The following is a 19,679-nucleotide window of genomic DNA, read 5'->3' on the forward strand; positions in this document are numbered from 1 at the left end:
AAATGCTTTTTCAGGAAAGGATGAGTTGATGGGTAATCTCAAAACCGCAGCGTTAGCTTGCGGAGTGGTTGCATCAGTACTTGCGGGTGGATTTGGAGTTGGATACATAACTTCTTCAACTATCAGCAAAGTAGATCTTATCTCTGAAGAAAACAAGGGTGTCACATATTATGACAGCGCTGTTGATTCAGCATCTGTAAATTCAACTGCAGATGAAACGGATAATGCAACTGCAAACAAAGGAACAACCACCAAGAAATCTAACATGGCCGATGATTTAACGGCCGCAAGCAAAAAAATCGGTTCTGTTCAGGAAGGCACATCTTCCCAGTACAGTTCTGCGGCAGCAGATAATGCTGCTAAGATTTCAAAATCGGTGCCAGCACCGGCTCACGCGCCGGCTGCAATTACACAGCCTGTTACACAGCCTGCTACAACAGCATCAATACTTGCTGACGTTGCAGATTTAGTAACAGAAACAACAGCTGCTCTGGCAGCTATGACTTCAACAACAACACAGGCTACTACAACAACGACCACATCAGAAACTACAACAACTACAACCACAACGACAACTACTGTATCTAATACAGCCGAAACGACTACTACTACAGTCGAGGCTGTACCAGAAGCTCCCGAGGAGACAACGGAGACATACGTTGAGCCTGAAACGGAGCCGGTAGCTATCGACGTTGAAGCAGACAATGACAGACTTCCAATTTCAGATGAAGATTATATTCTTCTTTGTAATGCAGTTGCTAACGAAGCAGGCTCAAATTGGATATCTGACTACAACAAGGCGTTAGTAGTAGAAGTGATCATGAATAGAGTTAATTCGCCTAAGTTTTCAAATACTGTATACGGGGTGCTCACAGAACCGAATCAGTTTACAGGCGCATGGAATTATGTTACTTTGACTACATTCTCTTCTGGCGTTACACAAAGCGTCAAAGATGCTGTTATCCTTTACTTTAATGAACCTGAATCCTTTACTCAGGGTTACTTAGGTTTCTGGGGCGATGGATATAGCAACCATTTCTATTAATAGGATAAACAGTCGGCTGTACCAGCCGGCTGTTTTTATTTAATAGCATACTGGTTGATATTTCAGCGTTAATGTGTTATAATCTTTTTTGATATTATGTGTGAGCGACAATTGCGCAAACTCTGGATCATCCTCGAAAACCGAAATTTTATTATTCCAGATATTATTTAAGGAGCTGTTTATGGAAATAGATGTTAAACGAATCGCAGAACTGGCTTATCTTAATATAAGCGAAGACGAAGAGGACGATATCGTCGAAGAGCTACAGGATATAGTCAGTATGATTTCGGATTTGCCGGAATATAACGAAAGCGAGTTCTTTTCCGGAGAGATGCCGCTGCGTGACGATAAAGAGTTCCCTTCGGGTATAAGTCGTGAGGATCTTTTGAGTAATGCACCGAGGGTATCAAACGGCTGTTTTGCTGTACCGAGGACGGTGAACGATTGATGTCCCTGTGTGATAAGAGCGCCGCAGAGCTTGCGGACATGCTAAGGAAAAAGAAGTGCAGTGCCAGAGAAATACTTTCAGATGTTATGGAACGTGCAAAGGCTGTACAGAACGAGCTAAACTGCTATATAACTTTCAATGAGAAGGCTTTAGAGGCAGCTGATGAAGCCGACAGAAGGCTCGCGGCAAAAGAGGATATAACCATGCTTACTGGGATACCTGTAGCAGTCAAGGATAATATCTCGACCATGGGGCTCCGTACCACATGTGCTTCCGGAATGCTTGAAAGCTATATACCGCCGTACTGTGCTACGGCTGTAGAAAGGCTTAAAGCTTCAGGAGCTGTTATTATAGGGAAGACGAACATGGACGAATTCGCAATGGGCTCCGCTTCTAATACAGGTATATTCGGAGCTGTAAAAAATCCCGTGGATAAGGATTATTCCGCAGGCGGTTCCTCCGGCGGTTCAGCCGCTGCAGTTGCCAGCGGTGGAGCTGTACTTGCGCTCGGCTCGGATACCGGCGGTTCAGTACGTCAGCCGGCTTCCTGATGTGGAGTAGTAGGATTTTGTCCGTCTTACGGTGCGGTATCGAGATACGGCCTTATCGCTTTTGCCTCATCTCTGGATAGAATAGGACCTATTGGAAAAAATGTAAAGGATACTTTTTATCTTTACACTACAATAAACGGACTGGACAACAAAGATGTGACAACTTTTGAGAAAAAATTTTCCCCAGAGCTTAAAGGAGAGCTAAAAGGGCTCAGAATAGGTGTTTCAGCTGAGATGATGAGAGTCTATGAAACCAGCGAAATATCTTCAGCAATTGATGCTGCACTACGGTCTATGGAACGACAGGGAGCTGAGATAGTAAAAATATCACTTCCCTCCGTAAGAGATGCTGTAAAGGCGTATTATATTATATCCTCAGCGGAGGCGTCATCAAATCTTGCAAGGTATGACGGGGTACGCTACGGATACAGGTCTCCGGACGCAGTTTCTCTTCTGGATATGTACAGGCGAAGCCGTACAGAAGGCTTCGGTGCAGAGGTTAAGCGGCGTATAATGCTCGGTACTTTTGTATTAAGCGAGGGCTATCGAGAATCTTATTACAAAAGGGCTCTTTCATGCCGGAGAAGGCTCTCATATGACTTTGAGAAGGCTTTTGAAAGATGTGATATTATAGCTGCTCCCGTATATCCTAGCGCAGGTATCAGGTACGGAAGCGATATATCCACCACAGATATGTATTCAGCTGATATTTTTACTGTACCTTCAAGTCTGGCAGGGCTTCCAGCCGTAAGCGTTCCCTGCGGAAAAAGCATGGAGGGACTGCCCATAGGGCTGCAGCTTATCGGAAAGCATTATGCGGATCATGAGGTATTTAACGCGGCTTACGGATATGAACTGACTGGAGGTGCGGCATGGCAGTGATAGAACCTGTAATTGGACTTGAAGTCCATGTTGAACTTAGCACGAACTCAAAGCTATTTTGCAGTTGCAAAAATGTTTTCGGAGCGGAGCCTAATACAAACATATGCCCTGTATGTCTTGGACTTCCTGGAACACTGCCACGCCTGAATAGACAAGCTTGCTATTATGCAGTAAAAATGGGACAGGCTCTGAACTGTAAGATAAATATGGTCAGCCGTCAGGACAGGAAAAATTATTTTTATCCTGACCTGCCAAAAGCATATCAGATCTCGCAGGCTGATATACCTATATGCGGCATGGGATATCTTGATATTCTCGCAGAAAATGAAGTCAGAAGGATTGGGATAACCCGTATACATATCGAAGAAGACGCGGGAAAGCTCATGCACGATGAAGCAACAGGCGATACTCTCTGTGACTATAACAGGTGCGGAGTGCCACTTATAGAGATCGTTACAGAGCCCGACCTGAGAAGTTCTGCCGAAGCGCGTATATTTCTTGAAACTGTCAGAGCTGTTCTACGTTACATCAGTATATCCGACTGTAAAATGCAGGAGGGTAGCATAAGATGTGATGTGAATGTTTCTGTGCATGAGAAAGATAAGCCTCTCGGAACACGCTGCGAGTTAAAAAATGTCAACAGTTTCAGCGCTGCTCTGAGGGGGATAGAGTACGAGATAAAACGCCAGACAGAAATTATTGCTCAAGGAGGCACGGTTGAGCGCGAAACTCGGCGCTGGGACGATAAGAACGGTGTGAGCATTCTAATGCGTAGCAAGGAGAATGCTCAGGATTACCGATTTTTCCCTGAGCCTGATCTCGGTTTGATAGTTCTTGAACCAGAAGCAGTAAGAAAGGCAAAGTCTGAGATCTCCGAACTGCCTAATAAGAAGATGATACGGTATGTAAAAGAGCACGAACTGAACAGCTCTGAAGCTTTTATCATAGCAGATTCGCCTGAAAAGGCAGAGCTTTACGACAAATGTGTGAGCCTTGAAAAATGTAGTTACCGTTCGCTTGCGAACAGGATAGTCGGCGAGATAACAAGGTATATGAACGATACCGGAAGGACTATAGCTGACACAGGTATAACGCCTGAGAATCTTTGCGGACTATGTGCCGCACAGGAAAACGGCGTTATATCAAGTTCCGGAGCAAAGATAGTTCTTGACGAGCTTATAAGTAATGGCGGAAATACCGAAGAAATAATTAACAGGCTCGGTCTTGTACAGAATTCAGATACGGGATTTTTAAGCGAGCTTGCCGGCAGAATCATCGCTTTAAACGAAAAGTCGGTAAATGACTATAAAAACGGTAAAACAAACGCTTTGGGCTACCTAGTAGGACAAGCCATGAAGGCTTCAGGCGGAAAGGCTGACCCTGCAAAAATAAGAGGTATAATTGAAAATAATCTTAAAATGGAGGAATAATAATGGAATTTATATGCTACCCGAAATGCACAACCTGTCAGAAAGCCAAGAAATGGCTGGACGAAAATGGAAAAAGCTATGAAATGAGAGATATCAAGGAGAATAAACCTACACTTGCAGAGCTTAAAAAGTGGTATAAAATGAGCGGTCTTCCGCTGAAAAAATTCTTCAATACCAGCGGTCTGCTGTATAAATCCATGGAGCTCAAGGAAAAGCTGAAGGATATGACCGAGGAGGAGCAACTGAAGCTCCTTGCAACAGACGGAATGCTGGTCAAAAGACCTATCATTGTTACGGACAGTTCAATACTTGATGTGTTTAGGGAAAATGATTACGAAGAGACGTTGAAATAAGCAGAAAGCAGTCGAAATGACTGCTTTTCTGCTTATTTGTAAGATATATTGCCGCGCACTTGCAAAATCAAGCAGTATGTGGTATAATAATCAAGTATGCATAAAAATGTGACTGAAAGGCAGAGGATTATGGCTAAGAAACAAGATTACGGCAACGACAGTATATCAATGCTCAAGGGCGCGGACAGAGTCCGTAAGCGTCCTGCTGTTATATTTGGCTCAGATGGTCTGGACGGCTGTGAGCATTCGATATTTGAAGTCATCTCCAACTCTATAGATGAAGCCCGTGAAGGATACGGCAATAAAATTATAATCACTCATTTCAGAAACAATGAAATAGAAGTCGAGGATTTCGGCAGAGGCTGCCCTGTTGATTATAACAACAACGAAAAGCGCTATAACTGGGAGCTTGTTTACTGTGAGTTATATGCAGGCGGTAAGTATGATACTGCTGCCGAATCTTATGAGTACTCCCTCGGACTTAACGGACTAGGACTCTGCTCCACACAGTATTCCTCCGAATTTATGGATGTTGAGGTAATACGTGACGGATTCAAGTATAACCTGCACTTTGAAAAGGGAAATAACGTCGGCGGTCTTAAAAAAGAAGAAACAAAGAAAAAGCAGACTGGTACAAAGACACGCTGGCGTCCCGATCTTGAAGTATTTACAGATATAAATGTATCTGACGAGTTTTTCTGCGATATTCTCAAGCGTCAGGCGATAGTAAACCCGAATATACTCTTTGTGTTCCGCTCCGAAAACGAAGCGGGAGGTTTCAATGAGCATGAATTCTTCTATGAGTCGGGTATAACCGAGTATGTAAAGGAAATAGCAGGGGAGGGAGCACTTACCTCTATACAACACTGGACTGCTGAGAAAAAGGGAAGAGACCGTGACGACAAGCCTGAATATAAAGTAAAGCTCGATGTTGCGCTTACTTTTTCAAATAAAGCAAAGCTGACGGAGTATTATCACAATTCCAGCTTCCTTGAGCACGGTGGATCGCCTGCAGAGGCTGTAAAGAGAGCATTTCAGGCTCAGATAGACAGCTATATCAAGTCCATAAACGGTTATCAAAAGAACGAGAGCAAGATAACTTATGCCGACGTTGAGGAATGTCTTATACTAGTTTCATCGTCCTTTTCCACACAGACCTCCTATGCAAATCAGACCAAAAAGGCTATAACCAATAAGTTTATCCGCGAGGCTATGACAGAGTTCCTGCGTCATCAGTTGGAGGTATATTTTATCGAGAATCCAGATGAAGCCCAGAAGATAGCCGAGCAGATCCTCATAAACAAGAGAAGCCGTGAGAATGCTGAAAAGGTTCGCCTTAACGTTAAGAAGAAGCTGACAGGTACTATCGACCTTTCAAATATGGTCGAGAAGTTTGTTGACTGCCGCACAAAAGATGTTTCACGTCGTGAAATATACATTGTGGAGGGTGATTCGGCTCTCGGTTCAGTAAAGCTTGCGAGAAATGCCGAGTTTCAGGCTATTATACCTGTACGCGGCAAAATACTCAACTGCCTTAAGGCTGAATACTCAAAGATATTCAAGAGCGAGATAATCACCGACCTGATAAAAGTTCTTGGTTGCGGAGTTGAGGTTACTACCAAAGCCAACAAGGAGCTTTCTACATTTGATATCAATAACTTCCGTTGGAGCAAGATAGTGATCTGCACCGATGCGGACGTTGACGGCTTCCAGATTAGAACTCTTATACTTACTATGCTTTACAGGCTCACTCCTACCCTTATAGAGCAGGGCTATGTCTATATAGCAGAGTCACCCCTCTTTGAAATAAATACCAAGGAAAAGACTTATTTTGCATATACGGAACAGGAAAAGCAGCGTATCCTTGAAATGATAGGAGATAAAAAGTATACAATCCAGCGCTCGAAAGGTCTTGGTGAAAACGAGCCCGATATGATGAGTCTTACGACTATGAATCCTGACACGCGCCGTCTTATAAAGGTGACCTCGGAGGATATCAGCGAATCTGCAGAGATATTTGAAATGCTTCTCGGCGATGATCTTCAGGGACGAAAGGATTATATATCCGAGTACGGAGCTGATTATCTTGATCTTGCAGATATAAGTTAAGGATGTGTTGTCTTGAAAAAGATTAGAATGACAAAATGCCGTTTTTGTGGCGGAACAGAATTTATTACAGGATATCAGAATTTTTATGGAGCTGTATACAGCGCAGACAGTCTTCTGCATTCGACTTCGCTTTACCATACAATCTGTCGCCATTGCGGTAGTATTGTTAGGACTTATGTAAAGGATCCGGAAAAGCTGTTGAAAAAGAAGGACAGAAAAACATCGCAAGGAGAGGATTAAATGCCAAGGAAAAAGGAAACTCCCAAGAAACAGCCTGCATTTAAACATGAGGCTTATATAGAGGGTTCCGGAAGCGTAGTTGACGAAAAGATTGCCGATACTCTTAAGAAAAACTATATGCCTTACGCAATGAGTGTTATCATCTCCAGAGCGCTTCCGGAGATAGACGGCTTCAAGCCATCTCACAGAAAACTTCTCTACATGATGTACAAAAGGGGACTTCTTAACCCCGATAAGGAGCGTTCAAAGTCAGCAAATGTTGTTGGCGAGACTATGAAGCTCAATCCTCACGGCGATCAGGCTATATATGAGACCCTTGTACGTATGACCAGAGGAAATGAAGCACTGCTCCACCCGTATATTGACAGCAAGGGCAACTTTGGAAAGCAGTATTCCAGCAAGATGCACTTTGCCGCTCCGCGATATACTGAGGTAAAGCTTGAAAGGATATGCAACGAGCTCTTCCGTGATATTGACAAGGAGACTATAGATTTTGTACCAAATTACGACAATACCATGCAGGAGCCTACTTTGCTACCAGCTACTTTCCCGACTGTACTGGTAAACTCCAATACAGGTATAGCCGTATCTATGGCAAGCAACGTATGCCCATTCAATCTTGAAGAGGTCTGTGAAACTACTATAGCCTTGATGAAGAACCCAGAGCATGATATACTCAGCACCCTTAAGGGACCGGATTTTCCCGGCGGCGGACTTATGCTTTATGACGAGACAGAACTGAGCAAGGTCTATGAAACCGGAAGAGGAAGCATCAAGGTACGCGCAAAATACAGCTATGACAAGGTTGCCAACTGTATCGAGGTCACGGAGATACCATATACTACCACTATAGAGGCTATAATCGAAAAGATAATAGACCTAGTAAAGCAGGGAAAGATAAGAGAGATATCATATATCCGTGATGAGACCGATATCGACGGTTTAAAGATAGCGATAGATCTTAAAAAAAATACCGACCCCGATAAGCTTATGCAAAAGCTGTATCGTCTGACTCCATTACAGGACAGCTATCCCTGCAATTTCAATATATTGATTGCCGGTACTCCGAAGGTCATGGGCGTTAGAGAGGTACTTATCGAATGGACTGCCTTTCGTGAGGAGTGCGTTCAGCGCCGTACCTATCATGATCTGCAAAAGAAAAAGGAGAAGCTTCACCTTCTGGAGGCTCTCTCAAAGATACTCCTTGATATAGACAAGGCTATAAAGATAATCCGCGAGACCGAGAACGAGGCAGATGTTGTTCCAAACCTCATGATAGGATTCGGGATTGATGAAATACAGGCTGAGTATGTTGCCGAAATAAAGCTCCGCAATATCAATAAGCAGTATATTCTCCGCCGCATTGAAGAGGTTGATCAGCTTAGGAAGGATATCGCCGAGATGGAGGAGATACTCCGTGACAAGAAAAAGATAAGAAAGATTATCGTTGACGAGCTGAAAGATGTTATAAAAAACTATTCGCAACCGAGAAGGACTATGTTCTATTATCAGACTGATGTTGAGGAAGCGGACGATATAGATGATATCCCTGATTACGCTGTTAATCTTTTTGTTTCCGAAAGCGGATACTTCAAGAAGATAACGCCTCAGTCTTTGCGTATGAGCGGCGAACAGAAGCTCAAAGAGGGAGACTTTATAAGTCAGAGCTTCGAGGCGACAAATAAGACTGAGCTCATATTCTTCTCTGATAAGGCTCAAGCATACAAGTCAAGAGCAAGCTCTTTTGATGATACAAAGGCAAGCGTTATGGGTGACTATATACCTGCAAAGCTTGGCTTTGACGAAGGAGAGAATATGAAAACTCTCGTTCCTACAACAGATTACAGCGGATATATTATTTTCTTCTTTGAGAATGGAAAGGCAGCTAAAATACCCTTAAGATCCTATGAAACGAAAACGAACCGAAAGAAGCTTGCTAATGCATATTCTGCTAAATCAACACTTATAGCCGCTCTTTATACAGCAGATGATACGGACATCCTTCTCAGGACGTCCAGCGGTCATGCCCTTGTATTCAATACAGGCATGATACTGCCTAAGTCTACAAGAGATTCACAGGGTGTGCAGGTGATAAATCTACGCAGAAAAGCTGTGCTTTCTTCTGCAGAGCTAATTTTACCGGAGGCACTTCCTGAGCTTGAAAAATACCGTTCAAAGAGCGTTCCAGCAGCAGGAAAACCTGCAAAGGAGCTTGGCGACAGCAATCAGCTTACATTCTAACAAAAAACACCGTATCAGCTTATGCCGATACGGTGTTTGACTTTATTCCTGAGAGATTATCTCTTTATAGTACTCAGAGATATCAGTTCTTTTTTCCTTGGTATACTGTATTGCTGTTCTCGGGTGCTGATTGAAAAGCCCTGTTAGGAGATATTGAAGATCATATCCCCATACTACGTTTTCCTCACGAAGTTTTGATATATGCTTTTCTATAAACTGAAAAACAGGATATACATTGTATTTGGGGTTTTTCAGGAAGCCGAGTAGAAGTTCCATAGCACAGTTTCCGGCTCCTCTGCCCATAGCTGAGTATGTAGCGTCGAGCCAGTCAACGCCGTCTCCTACAGCCTCAATAGTGTTTGCAAAAGCGAGTTGTTGATTATTATGAGCATGGATACCGACTTTTTTGCCATATTTCTCTGCCATCTCAACATAAAGAGCGGCTATCCTTGCCATTTGCTCAGGATATATGGAGCCGAAGCTATCAACTATATAGAAAACATCTACAGGAGATTGTCCAAGTAGATCAAGTGCGACCTTTATATCCGATTCCTGTGCGTTTGATATAGCCATAATATTACAGCTAACCTCGTAGCCTTTTTTCTTTGCGTCCTCTATCATATCAACGGCAGTAGGTATCTGATGTATATATGCAGCCACACGTACAAGATCAACAGGACTGTTTTCACGCTCTATAATATCTTGCTTATAGTTGCAGCGTCCAACGTCAGCCATAATAGCTATTTTAAGATCTGTGTGGTTTTCTCCTACGATAGAGCGTATGTACTCATCGTCGCAGAATTTGCACGGACCGAATTTATTCACATCGAACATTTCCTTATCAGCTCTGTAGCCGAACTCCATATAATCCACGCCGGCTTTTATATTAGCAAGATAAAGATCCCTTACGAATTCGTCGCTGAACCGGAAATCATTTACCAGTCCGCCATCGCGCAGCGTAGCATCAACGACTCTTACATCAGACCTGTAATTCATAAGTTTTGATAACTCTTTCATAACTTATCCTCTCCCTTTTAGACTGTATCGCTTTGCACTGTAATACTTTAAAGCGGTGTTCTTAAATATAGTATAACACAGTATATGCCATTTGTCAAACACTTTTTCAGATTTTCTATATTGTATCAAAATAAAAAAACAAAAGGGGATTTTATATTTAAAATCCCCATTAGATAAAAGCATATTATTTATCAATAGCCAAGCTCTTCGCCAACAATAATTACCTTAATACGACCTTTATGGCGCTGATGAGCGGATATGAGATAGTTGCAGCATATCCTTCCGTCGCCGCAGCAGCCGTCCGATATTTGGCTGTCAGCCTTTGACAAGGAAACACATTCGCCTTTTTCCTTACAGTAAGTTGCACAGTCAAGGCGGACGCAGTTAGGCGGAGCTGCTTCGCGCTTTACTCTTATCTCAGCTTCCTTAAGGTCCTTTACTATTTTGTTGTATCCTGCAATTATGATGACTGATTTAGGACCGAATGCTATAGCAGCTATTCTGTTACTGTTTCCGTCAACATTGTAAAGAACACCATCCTCGGTAATAGCATTTGAGCTTGATATATATACGTCAGCAGAAAAAGCTTTTATATAGAGTTCTGACACCTCATCAGGTGTCATTTTTGAGCGGTCAAGGTATGTATACTCAGACGAGGACAAGAGTTCTGAAATTCCGCATTCCTTCATTGTTACAGAACCGCCATTAGTAATGACATCGCCCTTCTTTATTAGTGACTGTACTATGGAACAGACATCGTCTTTTGTTTCAGCATAATAGAATTCCATATTATTCTTCTTAAGGTTTTCCCCGACTTTATTAATTCTCTTTTCAATGATAGTTTTTTTGTTGTTGTCCATTTTATATTACACTCCATTCATAAAATCAATATGCGGGACTAATGTCCCGCATATCTATAATTCTTTATTATTCATTGTCAGGTTCGAGAACGGCATAATTACCGTCATCACGCTTGTATACAACATTTATAAGGCCTGTTTCAGCATTTGTGAACATAAAGAATTCATGGTCGAGCAGGTTCATCTGAAGAATAGCTTCATCAGTGTCCATAGGTCTCATCTTGAATTTCTTATGCTTGATTACCTCGTAATCAACTGTTTCAGGTACCGGATAAGCAAAGGCTTCCTTAAAAGCAGCGTCCTTTAGCTTTTTCTCGACCTTGGTCTTGTTCTTGCGTATCTGTCTGATTATCTTGTCGATAGCATCGTCAAGAGCGACGTATTTGTCTTCGGCAGCGCGCTCTGCGCGGAATATTATGCTGTTATATTTAACAGTGAGCTCAAGAATGATCTGAGACTTGATCTCTGAAATTACAATCTTAGCATCAGCTTCCTCTCCAAAGAATTTTCCGAGTCGTGAATCTATCCTCTTTTCTGCGTACTCAGTAAAGTTGGTTGGTATCTGCATTTTTTTAGCTGTGATAGTTGTCTTCATATTGGTCCTCCTTTTTTAGCTTTGCGAGAAGCAAAACTGTACTTTATGGTTATATTATACCATAAAAGAAGCAATATTACAAGTGGAATTTGTTGATTTCGTTTGAAATGCACAAAGCATAATATATAATTTGTTTAATCTGACATCAGAAATCGTTTTTTAAATTATCAAGAAGTACTTGTGCTATTTGCTCCGTTGTGACGTATCCGCTTGCTCTGTCCTCTATAAGAATACAGAAAGCAATAGGGAAATCAGGCTCGTCAACAAAACCAACCAACAACGAGTTTTCCTTCATGCCTTCATTTACTTGAGCGGTTCCGCTTTTTACTCCGACCTTGTAACCGTTGATAAGATAGGCATATTTGTCTGAGCCGTTTGTAAGCATGATCTGTTTCATAGTATCGGCAGTTTTTTCAGAGAAAATCCTATCACTGAATCTGGTCTTTGCTTTTTCTTTTTCACTTCCGCGTGTATCTGTTATATGGTCAATGAGATAAGGCATGGTCATTTTTCCGCTTTCGCTGGCTATGGCACTTTCCCACATCATTAACTGTATTGGACTAACAAGGGTATCGCCCTGACCAATACAGCCCCATTGTGTTCTGAATTCGTATGGGTCTTCAAGTGTAGTCGAAGCTGTTTCACACTGTATACCGTTTATATCGATATATGTGGACTTTCCGCCATTAAGGACATAGCCCATTTTTTCGTAGTGTTTTTTTACTCTGTCGAAAGGCATATCACTGTCTTCGATAAGCTGTGCAAAGAAAGGATTGCAGCTGTTTTCAAATGCCTCCTGGATGTTCTGCGTACCGTGACCGTAAGGATTATGGCAGTCGATATCGGCTCCGGAGCTGTTATGGAATTTTCCAGTACAGTCGTAGCTTTTCGAGAAGAGTCTGTTACTGCCCATTATTTCAAGCGCAGTTATTACTGTAGATACCTTTTGAGTTGAACCGGGAACAGTCCTGAACATATTTTTTGATAAAAGTGTAGCTGATTTGAAGTTTTCAAGATCATCATAGCCTTTTGTTACATCAAGAGAGGGGAGACTGACGCAGACGAGGAGCTCGCCGGTCTTATAGTTGTAAGCGCAAGTGCAGCCTTCCATGTAGCCGTAGGCGTCATAAACAGCACGGTTGGCACTGTGGTCAAGAGTAGTATATATAGCTGCGTGACCGCCGTTATGGAGAAGTCCCTCGTTAAAGCTGTAATTGTTTATTTTTTCAAGGTTCTGTGCTACGAGAGTATTATTCATTTGCCCTTTGTCGTCGCCGATTATATTTCCGACGTCAAGGAAATGATTATCCGGATAAGTTCCGTTTCCTGTACCATCAAAAAGAACGTCCCCTGACCTGTCATAAACGTATCCGTATTCATGAACATCAGAATTCATCATGTAGAATGTGGATTCGTGTACGAGTTTGAAGATAAGCAGACCCATTCCGGCAATAAAAAGCAGCACAAGTAGGCTGATGATTCGCTGAGTTCGTTTTATACTTTTCATTCCTGCCACCTCCATGCCGGAACAGCGGCTTCCTGTTTTTTATGCTTAGGCTCTTTGAAAGAAGGAGACAGGCATGCAATAAGCATACCGATCATAAATCCGCTTACCATCATCGAGCTTCCGCCTGATGAAAGGAAAGGGATAGTAACTCCTGTAAAGGGGATAAGATTGCATGAGCCGAATATATTCAGTGCCATCTGGACGGTAAAAGCTGCACAGACGCAGGCAGATATGGTGCCATGGTAGTAAGAACGTGCAGGATTTATGAGCGGTACGGCAGTCATTATAACGATAGCAAGAACAGCCATAAGCGCATATAGAAGTCCCCATTCCTCGCTTATAGTTGCGAATACGATATCGTTTTTGTATGCGAATATATTTGAGAGATATCCCTTACCTGGGCCAAGACCAAACCAACCTCCCTTAGCTATAGCGATAAGAGCCTGTGACTGCTGATATCCGTCACCTGTCTTATCGTTCCATATATCAACATGAAGACGATGTTGAACGTAATCTGGAGCATACTTCAGACCTATAAGAAGGAATACGAAAATAACGGCTATGACTGAGATAAGCTTTTTCTTCGAAAATTTAGCTTTTGGATAGCATATTCTTAGAAGAAAACCGACAGAGAATATGCCGAGAAAGGTCGGAAGACTTCCGTAATCGTGGGATTTTACCTGTACAAGGCATATTGCTGCTGTTAGGACAAGCAATGTTATATTTTCGTATACGATATTCATAAATAATACCTTATGCTTTCGTTGCTGTTCCTCAATTGAGGTCGCACAGGCAAGTACAAAGAGAGGTTTTATGAATTCGGAGGGCTGTATAGTGAAGCTTCCTATCTTTATCCACATCTCATTTGCAATAAGATCAACGAGAAGGTTTATTAGTAGAACAGCTCCGACAGCTCCATATATAAGCTTTTTCTTTTGCTGAAGTAGCTTGTGATTTCTACAAAGTATATATCCTGCCTTGCACGAAGCTATTGAGAATATACAGGTAATAAGATGCTTTATATCAAAGTTGACTTCTCCGAAGCAGGACTGGAATATAAAACTCATATTCAATATAAGTATAAGCAGAAAATCCAGAGCATATGAGGACTGCTTGAAAAGCAGCATTATGACAAAGTAAGATATATCAATTATTATTACGGCTGCTCCGAGTACTGCGACATCTCTTGTGTCTTTGTAGTTCCCGTTGAAGTATATATTTACTATCATTGCGATATGAGCTAAAAGAACGGAAATACAGGAAAAGCCATAAGCGATAGGGTTAGCGTACACGTTCCTGCCTCCTTTTACGAAATATCAGACGACGGTTGCCAAGGGTTATAACGTCATTTTCATTAAGAACGGCAGTCCTGACCATAGCACCGTTAACAAAGATACCAGATTTTGAGCCCATATCCCTTATCGACCACTTTCCTTCGGATACAGTCAGCATAGCGTGATAACGGGATACTGAGAGGTCCGGTAGACGTATATCAGCCGAGGCATGACGTCCTATAAGAACTTCGTCACAGCCTAGTTCATAAGTTTTTCCCTGTTCTGCAAGCTCCATATCATTGGAAACTTCATGCCAGTTCTTTTTAGTGGATTTTCTTTCGCGGTATGCTGTCAGCAGTAGGACAAGTATACATATATCCAGCGCTGCTGCTGCAGCTACGCATAAGATCAGATTCAGTGAATCCAAGAAAACACCTCCATTGAAAAAAAGAAAAAAATTGCAATAAAAATCCCGAAGAAAGCTCTTCGGGATCCTGTATTATTCTTCAGACGGCTGTTCATCAGCAGTTTCTTCCGCTTTATCCTCAACTATCTCCTGTGTGAGGACATCCTCAGATATTTCGCCGCGCATGAGCTTTTCAAAATCATCACCGTCTATCTTCTCAAACTTGAGGAGATATTTTGCAAGGAAGTGCATCTTTTCCTCGTTAGCCTTGAGAAGTTCTGTACAGTCACTGTAAGCCTTTTCGATGATAGAGCGGATTTCTTCGTCTATCTGAGCCGCAACAGCTTCGCTGTAGTTCCTTGTATGACCGTAGTCTTTTCCGAGAAATACTTCGTCGTTGTCAGAGCCGTAAACAACAGTACCGATCTTCTTTGAAAAGCCGTACTTTGTTACCATATTTCTTGCGGTAGATGTAGCACGCTCGATATCGTTTGAAGCTCCGGTGCATATGTCGTCGATGAAGAGCTCTTCGGCAACACGACCGCCCAAAAGCATTATTATGCTCTCACGCATCTGATTGCGTGAAACGTGCCTATCATCGTTATCTGGTCTTGTAACTGTGAGACCTGCAGCCATACCACGCTGGATAATAGTTACCTGATGTACCTTATCCTGTGTTTTGAGGTTGTATGCAGCAACTGCGTGACCTGCCTCATGATAGGCAGTTACAAGCTTGTCATGTTCGGTCACTATGCGTGATTTCTTTTCAGGACCGGCAATTACTTTCATTGTAGCCTCTTCGATATCAGCCTCTGTAACAGCAAGACGATTGTTTCTAGCAGCAAGTAGAGCTGCTTCGTTGAGTACATTTTCTAGATCAGCTCCGGTAAAGCCCTGAGTGGTTTTCGCAATAACTTTAAGGTCAACGTCAGGACCGAGAGACTTGTTTTTTGCATGAACTTTGAGTATCTCTTCACGTCCCTTAACATCAGGATAGCCAACAACTATCTGTCTATCGAAGCGTCCCGGTCTGAGAAGAGCCGGATCGAGGATATCACGCCTGTTTGTAGCAGCGATAACGATAACGCTGTCGTTGCCTGTAAAACCATCCATTTCAACAAGAAGCTGGTTGAGGGTTTGTTCACGTTCATCATGACCTCCGCCAAGACCTGCGCCTCTGTGACGTCCTACGGCGTCAATTTCGTCTATAAAGATTATAGCAGGAGAGTGCTTTTTAGCCTGTTCAAAGAGATCTCTTACACGGGAAGCACCTACTCCAACGAACATCTCAACGAAATCCGAACCGGAAATAGGAAAGAATGGACAGCCTGCTTCGCCTGCTACTGCACGCGCGAGAAGGGTTTTACCTGTACCGGGAGGTCCGAGAAGTAGAACTCCTTTAGGTACCTTAGCACCTAGCTCTGTATACTTTCTCGGGTTTTTGAGGTAATCAACTATTTCGATAAGCTCCTGTTTTTCCTCATCTGCGCCTGCAACATCCTTGAAGGTAGCCTTACGGGCGCTTGCACCATTTTTGAGGTTAGCTTTTCCGAAGGTTGCATATTTGCTTCCTCCGCCGTTCTGCTTCATTATGAAGTAGAGTATAGATATACCGAGAAGAACCGTAAGAATTACCGGTATAAGTGAATAAAGCCAAGTTCTGTCTGTGATCTTGATATAATCCTGCTTAAGAGGAGCGTCAGGGTGCCTTGTATTGTATTCCTTACGGTAGTTTTCTGTATCATTCAGAAAGATATTAACATTTGGAACGTTGTAATGCTTTTTCGTGTCCTCATTATCAAGCTGATAGGTAAGATCTCCCGTACCAAGATCAAGTTCGTAATAGGAGACCCTATAATTGTCAAAATAGCCGATTATTTCGGTATATTCCGTCTTATCGTTGTTCTGATTCAGTCTTGAGCTGATATATACGAGCGAGAAAACAGCTATACCAACGATAAGCAGATAGGTAAGAACTCCTTTGCTTTTTTTGGGTGTCAAATTATCCTCTCCATTCTTTATGAGCGTTTTATACAGACCTTAAGAAAATGTACAGTATTCTCATCAGGTGCAGCACGATCGGCTATTCCGATCATTTCGGCGAATACCGTACCCTCCTCGTCTTCTATGAAGTGAAGCGTGCGGCGTTTTTCAGCCGGAATCTTTTCATTTATCATTTTTTTAATAGAGGAGGTGAAATCCCTTCCTCTCAATTTTATCCTGTCACCGAACTTTCTGCTTCTGACAACAGTTCTTCCTCTTATTTTATCATAATCAAGCAGATAAAATGTGGAATTTTTGTTAACAGTTTCAATTTTCTTCAAATCATCACATTGGATAATTTCGCAGAAAAGTATACATCCGGCGTAAATTCGGTTTTCGCCTATAATTAGCGGCTTTGATATTAAATTGTCATTGTCAGGCACTATTTTTATAAGTTCTATTGAACCATCAGTTCCCAAAAGATATATCTGACTGGAAATATTAAGCTTACCGCCGTTTAACGCAATGCTGTCAGCTTCCTCCAGTCTTTTATGGGAATAGGGAAGTCCGTTCTCGGATAAGAGTCTTGCGATAAGTCGTTTTCTTATTACTGGAGCATATTTGCCGAGGTCAAGCAGCTTTTTCCCTTTCAGACACGAGCTGTAAGCGTCATTGGCCACAGACTCAATAAAGGCGTTTTCATCGCGTAAGGTATTCAGAGAGTTTATTGATGTTTCGATGACCGAACTGTTTAACTCTCCGAGCAGAGGTACGATTTTATGCCGTATCTTATTGCGTGTGTAATCGTCCGAAAGATTGGTGCTGTCTGTCACATAGTCCTGCCCTTCTTTTACAAGGAACTCTTCTATTTCAGCTCTTGTTACGCCAAGTAGCGGTCTTACAATATTGTCTCTTACAGGAGGTATGCTTGCGATGCCTTTAATACCTGTTCCTCGCGCGAGATTAAGTATTGCAGTTTCAAGGGCATCGTTTGCATTATGGGCAGTTGCGATTTTTTTATGAGCTGTATATTCCTTAAAAACAGAATATCTCAGCTTTCTTGCAGCCTCCTCGACAGAAAGCGAGTTTTTTACTGCATATCCACTAACATCGCATGAAACAGCATTGAATACAATCGCTTTTCTTTTGCAGAGCTCGCGACAGAAATGTTCATCCCGGTCGCTTTCAGCACCTCTTAGACAGTGATTGACATGTAGAGCTTCAACCTGTATTCCAAGTCTGTCCTTTAAACTGAAAAGAGCAAGCAAAAGAGCAACGCTGTCTGCGCCGCCTGAAAGACCGCATACTACAGTATCACCGCTTTTCAGCATATCATATTTCTGAATAAAACTGTAAACCTTATCTAACATGATCAAACATTTTCAGGCGGAGCATTATAGTCAGGATTAGAGAATCTTGTGAACTGTCCGTCCCATATTAGCTCGACAGTACCTGTTTCACCGTGACGGTTTTTAGCGACGATACATTCGGAAATGTTTTGTCGCTGACTTTCTTTATTGTAATAGGCTTCTCGATACAGGAAAAGTACTATATCCGCGTCTTGCTCTATAGAACCGGATTCACGCAGGTCTGAGAGCATTGGGCGCTTGTCTGTACGGCTTTCAACAGCACGGGAAAGCTGTGAAAGGAGTATTACCGGTACATTCAATTCCTTAGCCATAACCTTGAGCTGTCTTGTTATCTCACTGATAACTGTTACACGGTTATCAGAACGTGAAGTCGATTCCATGAGCTGTAAATAGTCTATGATTACAAGTCCGAGATTTTTAGTTCTGCGGAGCTTTGCCTTCATTTGTTGGACGGTCATGCTTGCTGTATCATCGATATAAAGGGGAAGAGTGCTGAGATATCCGGCACTTGTAGCGAGCTTTACCCAGTCACCGCCAGAGATCCTACCGTTCCTGAGTGTATTTGACTCAACTAGTGCTTCGGTAGATAGTATTCTTGTTGCAAGCTGTTCCTTTGACATCTCGAGATTGAAGGTAACGACGTCCTTTTCTGCACGTCTTGCTACATTTGTGGCAATGTTCATAGCAAATGAAGTTTTTCCCATACCAGGACGTGCGGCAATTATGATAAGATCGGATTTGTTAAGTCCCGAAGTTATACTGTCAAGGAGTGTAAAACCTGTCCTTGCACCTACGTATTTGTCCTTGTCAGGACCTGATATCTTTCCTAGTCTGTCATAAGCCTCTGCGATAGCTTCCGAAAGGGGAACGAGACCGCGGACGTCCTTGCCCTGTCTTATATCATATATTTTCTGTTCGGCGGCGTCGAGAAGAAGCTGTGCATCCTGTTCACCTGACTGAACGTCCTCAAGTATCGTTTTAGCCACATAACTTAGACTTCTGAGGAAATACTTGTCTGCAACTATCTTGCAGTAGCTCTGAATATTTGCAGTTGACGGGAGCATATTACCTATCTCTGCAAGATATCGTCTTCCCTCAGCAGGGCTTTCAAATATATGCTGCTTTTCCGCTTCATTAAGTACGGTTACAATATCAACTGGTAGGCTCATTGAATTCATTTGCAGCATTATCGAGTAAAGAGCCTTGTGTTGTTCATTGTAGAAGTACTCTGGCTTTATGAGTTCGATAACGTCGGGAAGCACGGAGGGCTGAGATATTATCGCTCCAAGGACAGACTGTTCTGCTTCTATGCTGTGAGGCAGCTCGCGGGCAGAAAGCAGGATATCATGTTCATCCATAGCATTCACC

At 42.5% G+C, this 19,679-nt stretch carries 16 protein-coding genes and 1 pseudogene; 8 read left to right on the forward strand and 9 right to left on the reverse strand.

Annotation, left to right across the window (positions count from 1 at the left end; genetic code table 11):
* From J6U00_RS11315 to J6U00_RS11350, 8 genes and pseudogenes are all read left to right on the forward strand, one after another.
* Positions 1-1,045: cell wall hydrolase (locus J6U00_RS11315; protein WP_296581932.1), on the forward strand; the 1,045-nt coding region annotated here is incomplete at its 5' end.
* A gap of 181 nt (positions 1,046-1,226) precedes the next feature.
* Positions 1,227-1,493 carry an Asp-tRNA(Asn)/Glu-tRNA(Gln) amidotransferase subunit GatC gene (gene gatC, locus J6U00_RS11320; RefSeq protein ID WP_296581933.1) on the forward strand — a complete coding sequence of 89 codons (267 nt, stop codon included), beginning with the start codon at positions 1,227-1,229 and terminating at the stop codon, positions 1,491-1,493.
* 38 nt (positions 1,494-1,531) lie between these two features.
* Positions 1,532-2,926 (forward strand): annotated as a pseudogene (gene gatA / locus J6U00_RS11325) (Asp-tRNA(Asn)/Glu-tRNA(Gln) amidotransferase subunit GatA).
* Complete coding sequence (gene gatB, locus J6U00_RS11330; protein WP_296581935.1) at positions 2,917-4,356, forward strand: Asp-tRNA(Asn)/Glu-tRNA(Gln) amidotransferase subunit GatB; 1,440 nt, start codon at positions 2,917-2,919, stop codon at positions 4,354-4,356. The pseudogene gatA and the gene gatB overlap by 10 nt, the downstream one beginning before the upstream one ends.
* A gap of 2 nt (positions 4,357-4,358) precedes the next feature.
* Complete coding sequence (locus J6U00_RS11335) at positions 4,359-4,709, forward strand: arsenate reductase family protein (protein WP_296581938.1); 351 nt, start codon at positions 4,359-4,361, stop codon at positions 4,707-4,709.
* A 129-nt stretch (positions 4,710-4,838) separates the two neighbouring features.
* A complete protein-coding gene (locus J6U00_RS11340; RefSeq protein ID WP_296581940.1) occupies positions 4,839-6,818 on the forward strand; it encodes a toprim domain-containing protein in 1,980 nt (659 codons plus the stop codon).
* A gap of 12 nt (positions 6,819-6,830) precedes the next feature.
* Positions 6,831-7,058, forward strand: coding sequence for a hypothetical protein (locus tag J6U00_RS11345; RefSeq protein ID WP_296581942.1), 228 nt, complete (start codon positions 6,831-6,833; stop codon positions 7,056-7,058).
* Positions 7,059-9,299, forward strand: coding sequence for a DNA topoisomerase (ATP-hydrolyzing) subunit A (locus tag J6U00_RS11350; protein WP_296581945.1), 2,241 nt, complete (start codon positions 7,059-7,061; stop codon positions 9,297-9,299).
* 42 nt (positions 9,300-9,341) lie between these two features.
* Here the strand turns inward: J6U00_RS11350 and J6U00_RS11355 are convergent, their stop codons facing one another.
* From J6U00_RS11355 to dnaB, 9 genes are all read right to left on the reverse strand, one after another.
* Positions 9,342-10,316, reverse strand: coding sequence for an aldolase catalytic domain-containing protein (locus tag J6U00_RS11355; protein WP_296581947.1), 975 nt, complete (start codon positions 10,314-10,316; stop codon positions 9,342-9,344).
* A 191-nt stretch (positions 10,317-10,507) separates the two neighbouring features.
* Positions 10,508-11,176 carry a lactate utilization protein gene (locus J6U00_RS11360; protein ID WP_296581949.1) on the reverse strand — a complete coding sequence of 223 codons (669 nt, stop codon included), beginning with the start codon at positions 11,174-11,176 and terminating at the stop codon, positions 10,508-10,510.
* 67 nt (positions 11,177-11,243) lie between these two features.
* On the reverse strand, positions 11,244-11,771 hold the full coding sequence (gene raiA, locus J6U00_RS11365) for a ribosome-associated translation inhibitor RaiA (protein WP_296581951.1): 528 nt from the start codon (positions 11,769-11,771) through the stop codon (positions 11,244-11,246).
* A gap of 145 nt (positions 11,772-11,916) precedes the next feature.
* Complete coding sequence (locus tag J6U00_RS11370) at positions 11,917-13,278, reverse strand: penicillin-binding transpeptidase domain-containing protein (RefSeq protein WP_296581953.1); 1,362 nt, start codon at positions 13,276-13,278, stop codon at positions 11,917-11,919.
* Positions 13,275-14,570, reverse strand: coding sequence for an FtsW/RodA/SpoVE family cell cycle protein (locus J6U00_RS11375; RefSeq protein WP_296581955.1), 1,296 nt, complete (start codon positions 14,568-14,570; stop codon positions 13,275-13,277). Before J6U00_RS11375 ends, J6U00_RS11370 begins: the two co-directional genes overlap by 4 nt.
* Positions 14,560-14,979, reverse strand: coding sequence for an FHA domain-containing protein (locus J6U00_RS11380; protein WP_296581958.1), 420 nt, complete (start codon positions 14,977-14,979; stop codon positions 14,560-14,562). Before J6U00_RS11380 ends, J6U00_RS11375 begins: the two co-directional genes overlap by 11 nt.
* 72 nt (positions 14,980-15,051) lie before the next feature.
* On the reverse strand, positions 15,052-16,959 hold the full coding sequence (ftsH, locus tag J6U00_RS11385; protein WP_296581959.1) for an ATP-dependent zinc metalloprotease FtsH: 1,908 nt from the start codon (positions 16,957-16,959) through the stop codon (positions 15,052-15,054).
* Between the two features lie 17 nt (positions 16,960-16,976).
* Positions 16,977-18,311, reverse strand: coding sequence for a tRNA lysidine(34) synthetase TilS (tilS, locus tag J6U00_RS11390; RefSeq protein ID WP_296581960.1), 1,335 nt, complete (start codon positions 18,309-18,311; stop codon positions 16,977-16,979).
* Positions 18,312-18,313: 2 nt separating this feature from the next.
* Positions 18,314-19,669 carry a replicative DNA helicase gene (gene dnaB / locus J6U00_RS11395; RefSeq protein WP_296581961.1) on the reverse strand — a complete coding sequence of 452 codons (1,356 nt, stop codon included), beginning with the start codon at positions 19,667-19,669 and terminating at the stop codon, positions 18,314-18,316.
* Between the last annotated feature and the right edge of the window lie 10 nt (positions 19,670-19,679).

The organism is Ruminococcus sp., from assembly GCF_017650195.1.
Taxonomy (GTDB): Bacteria; Bacillota; Clostridia; order Oscillospirales; family Ruminococcaceae; genus Ruminococcus.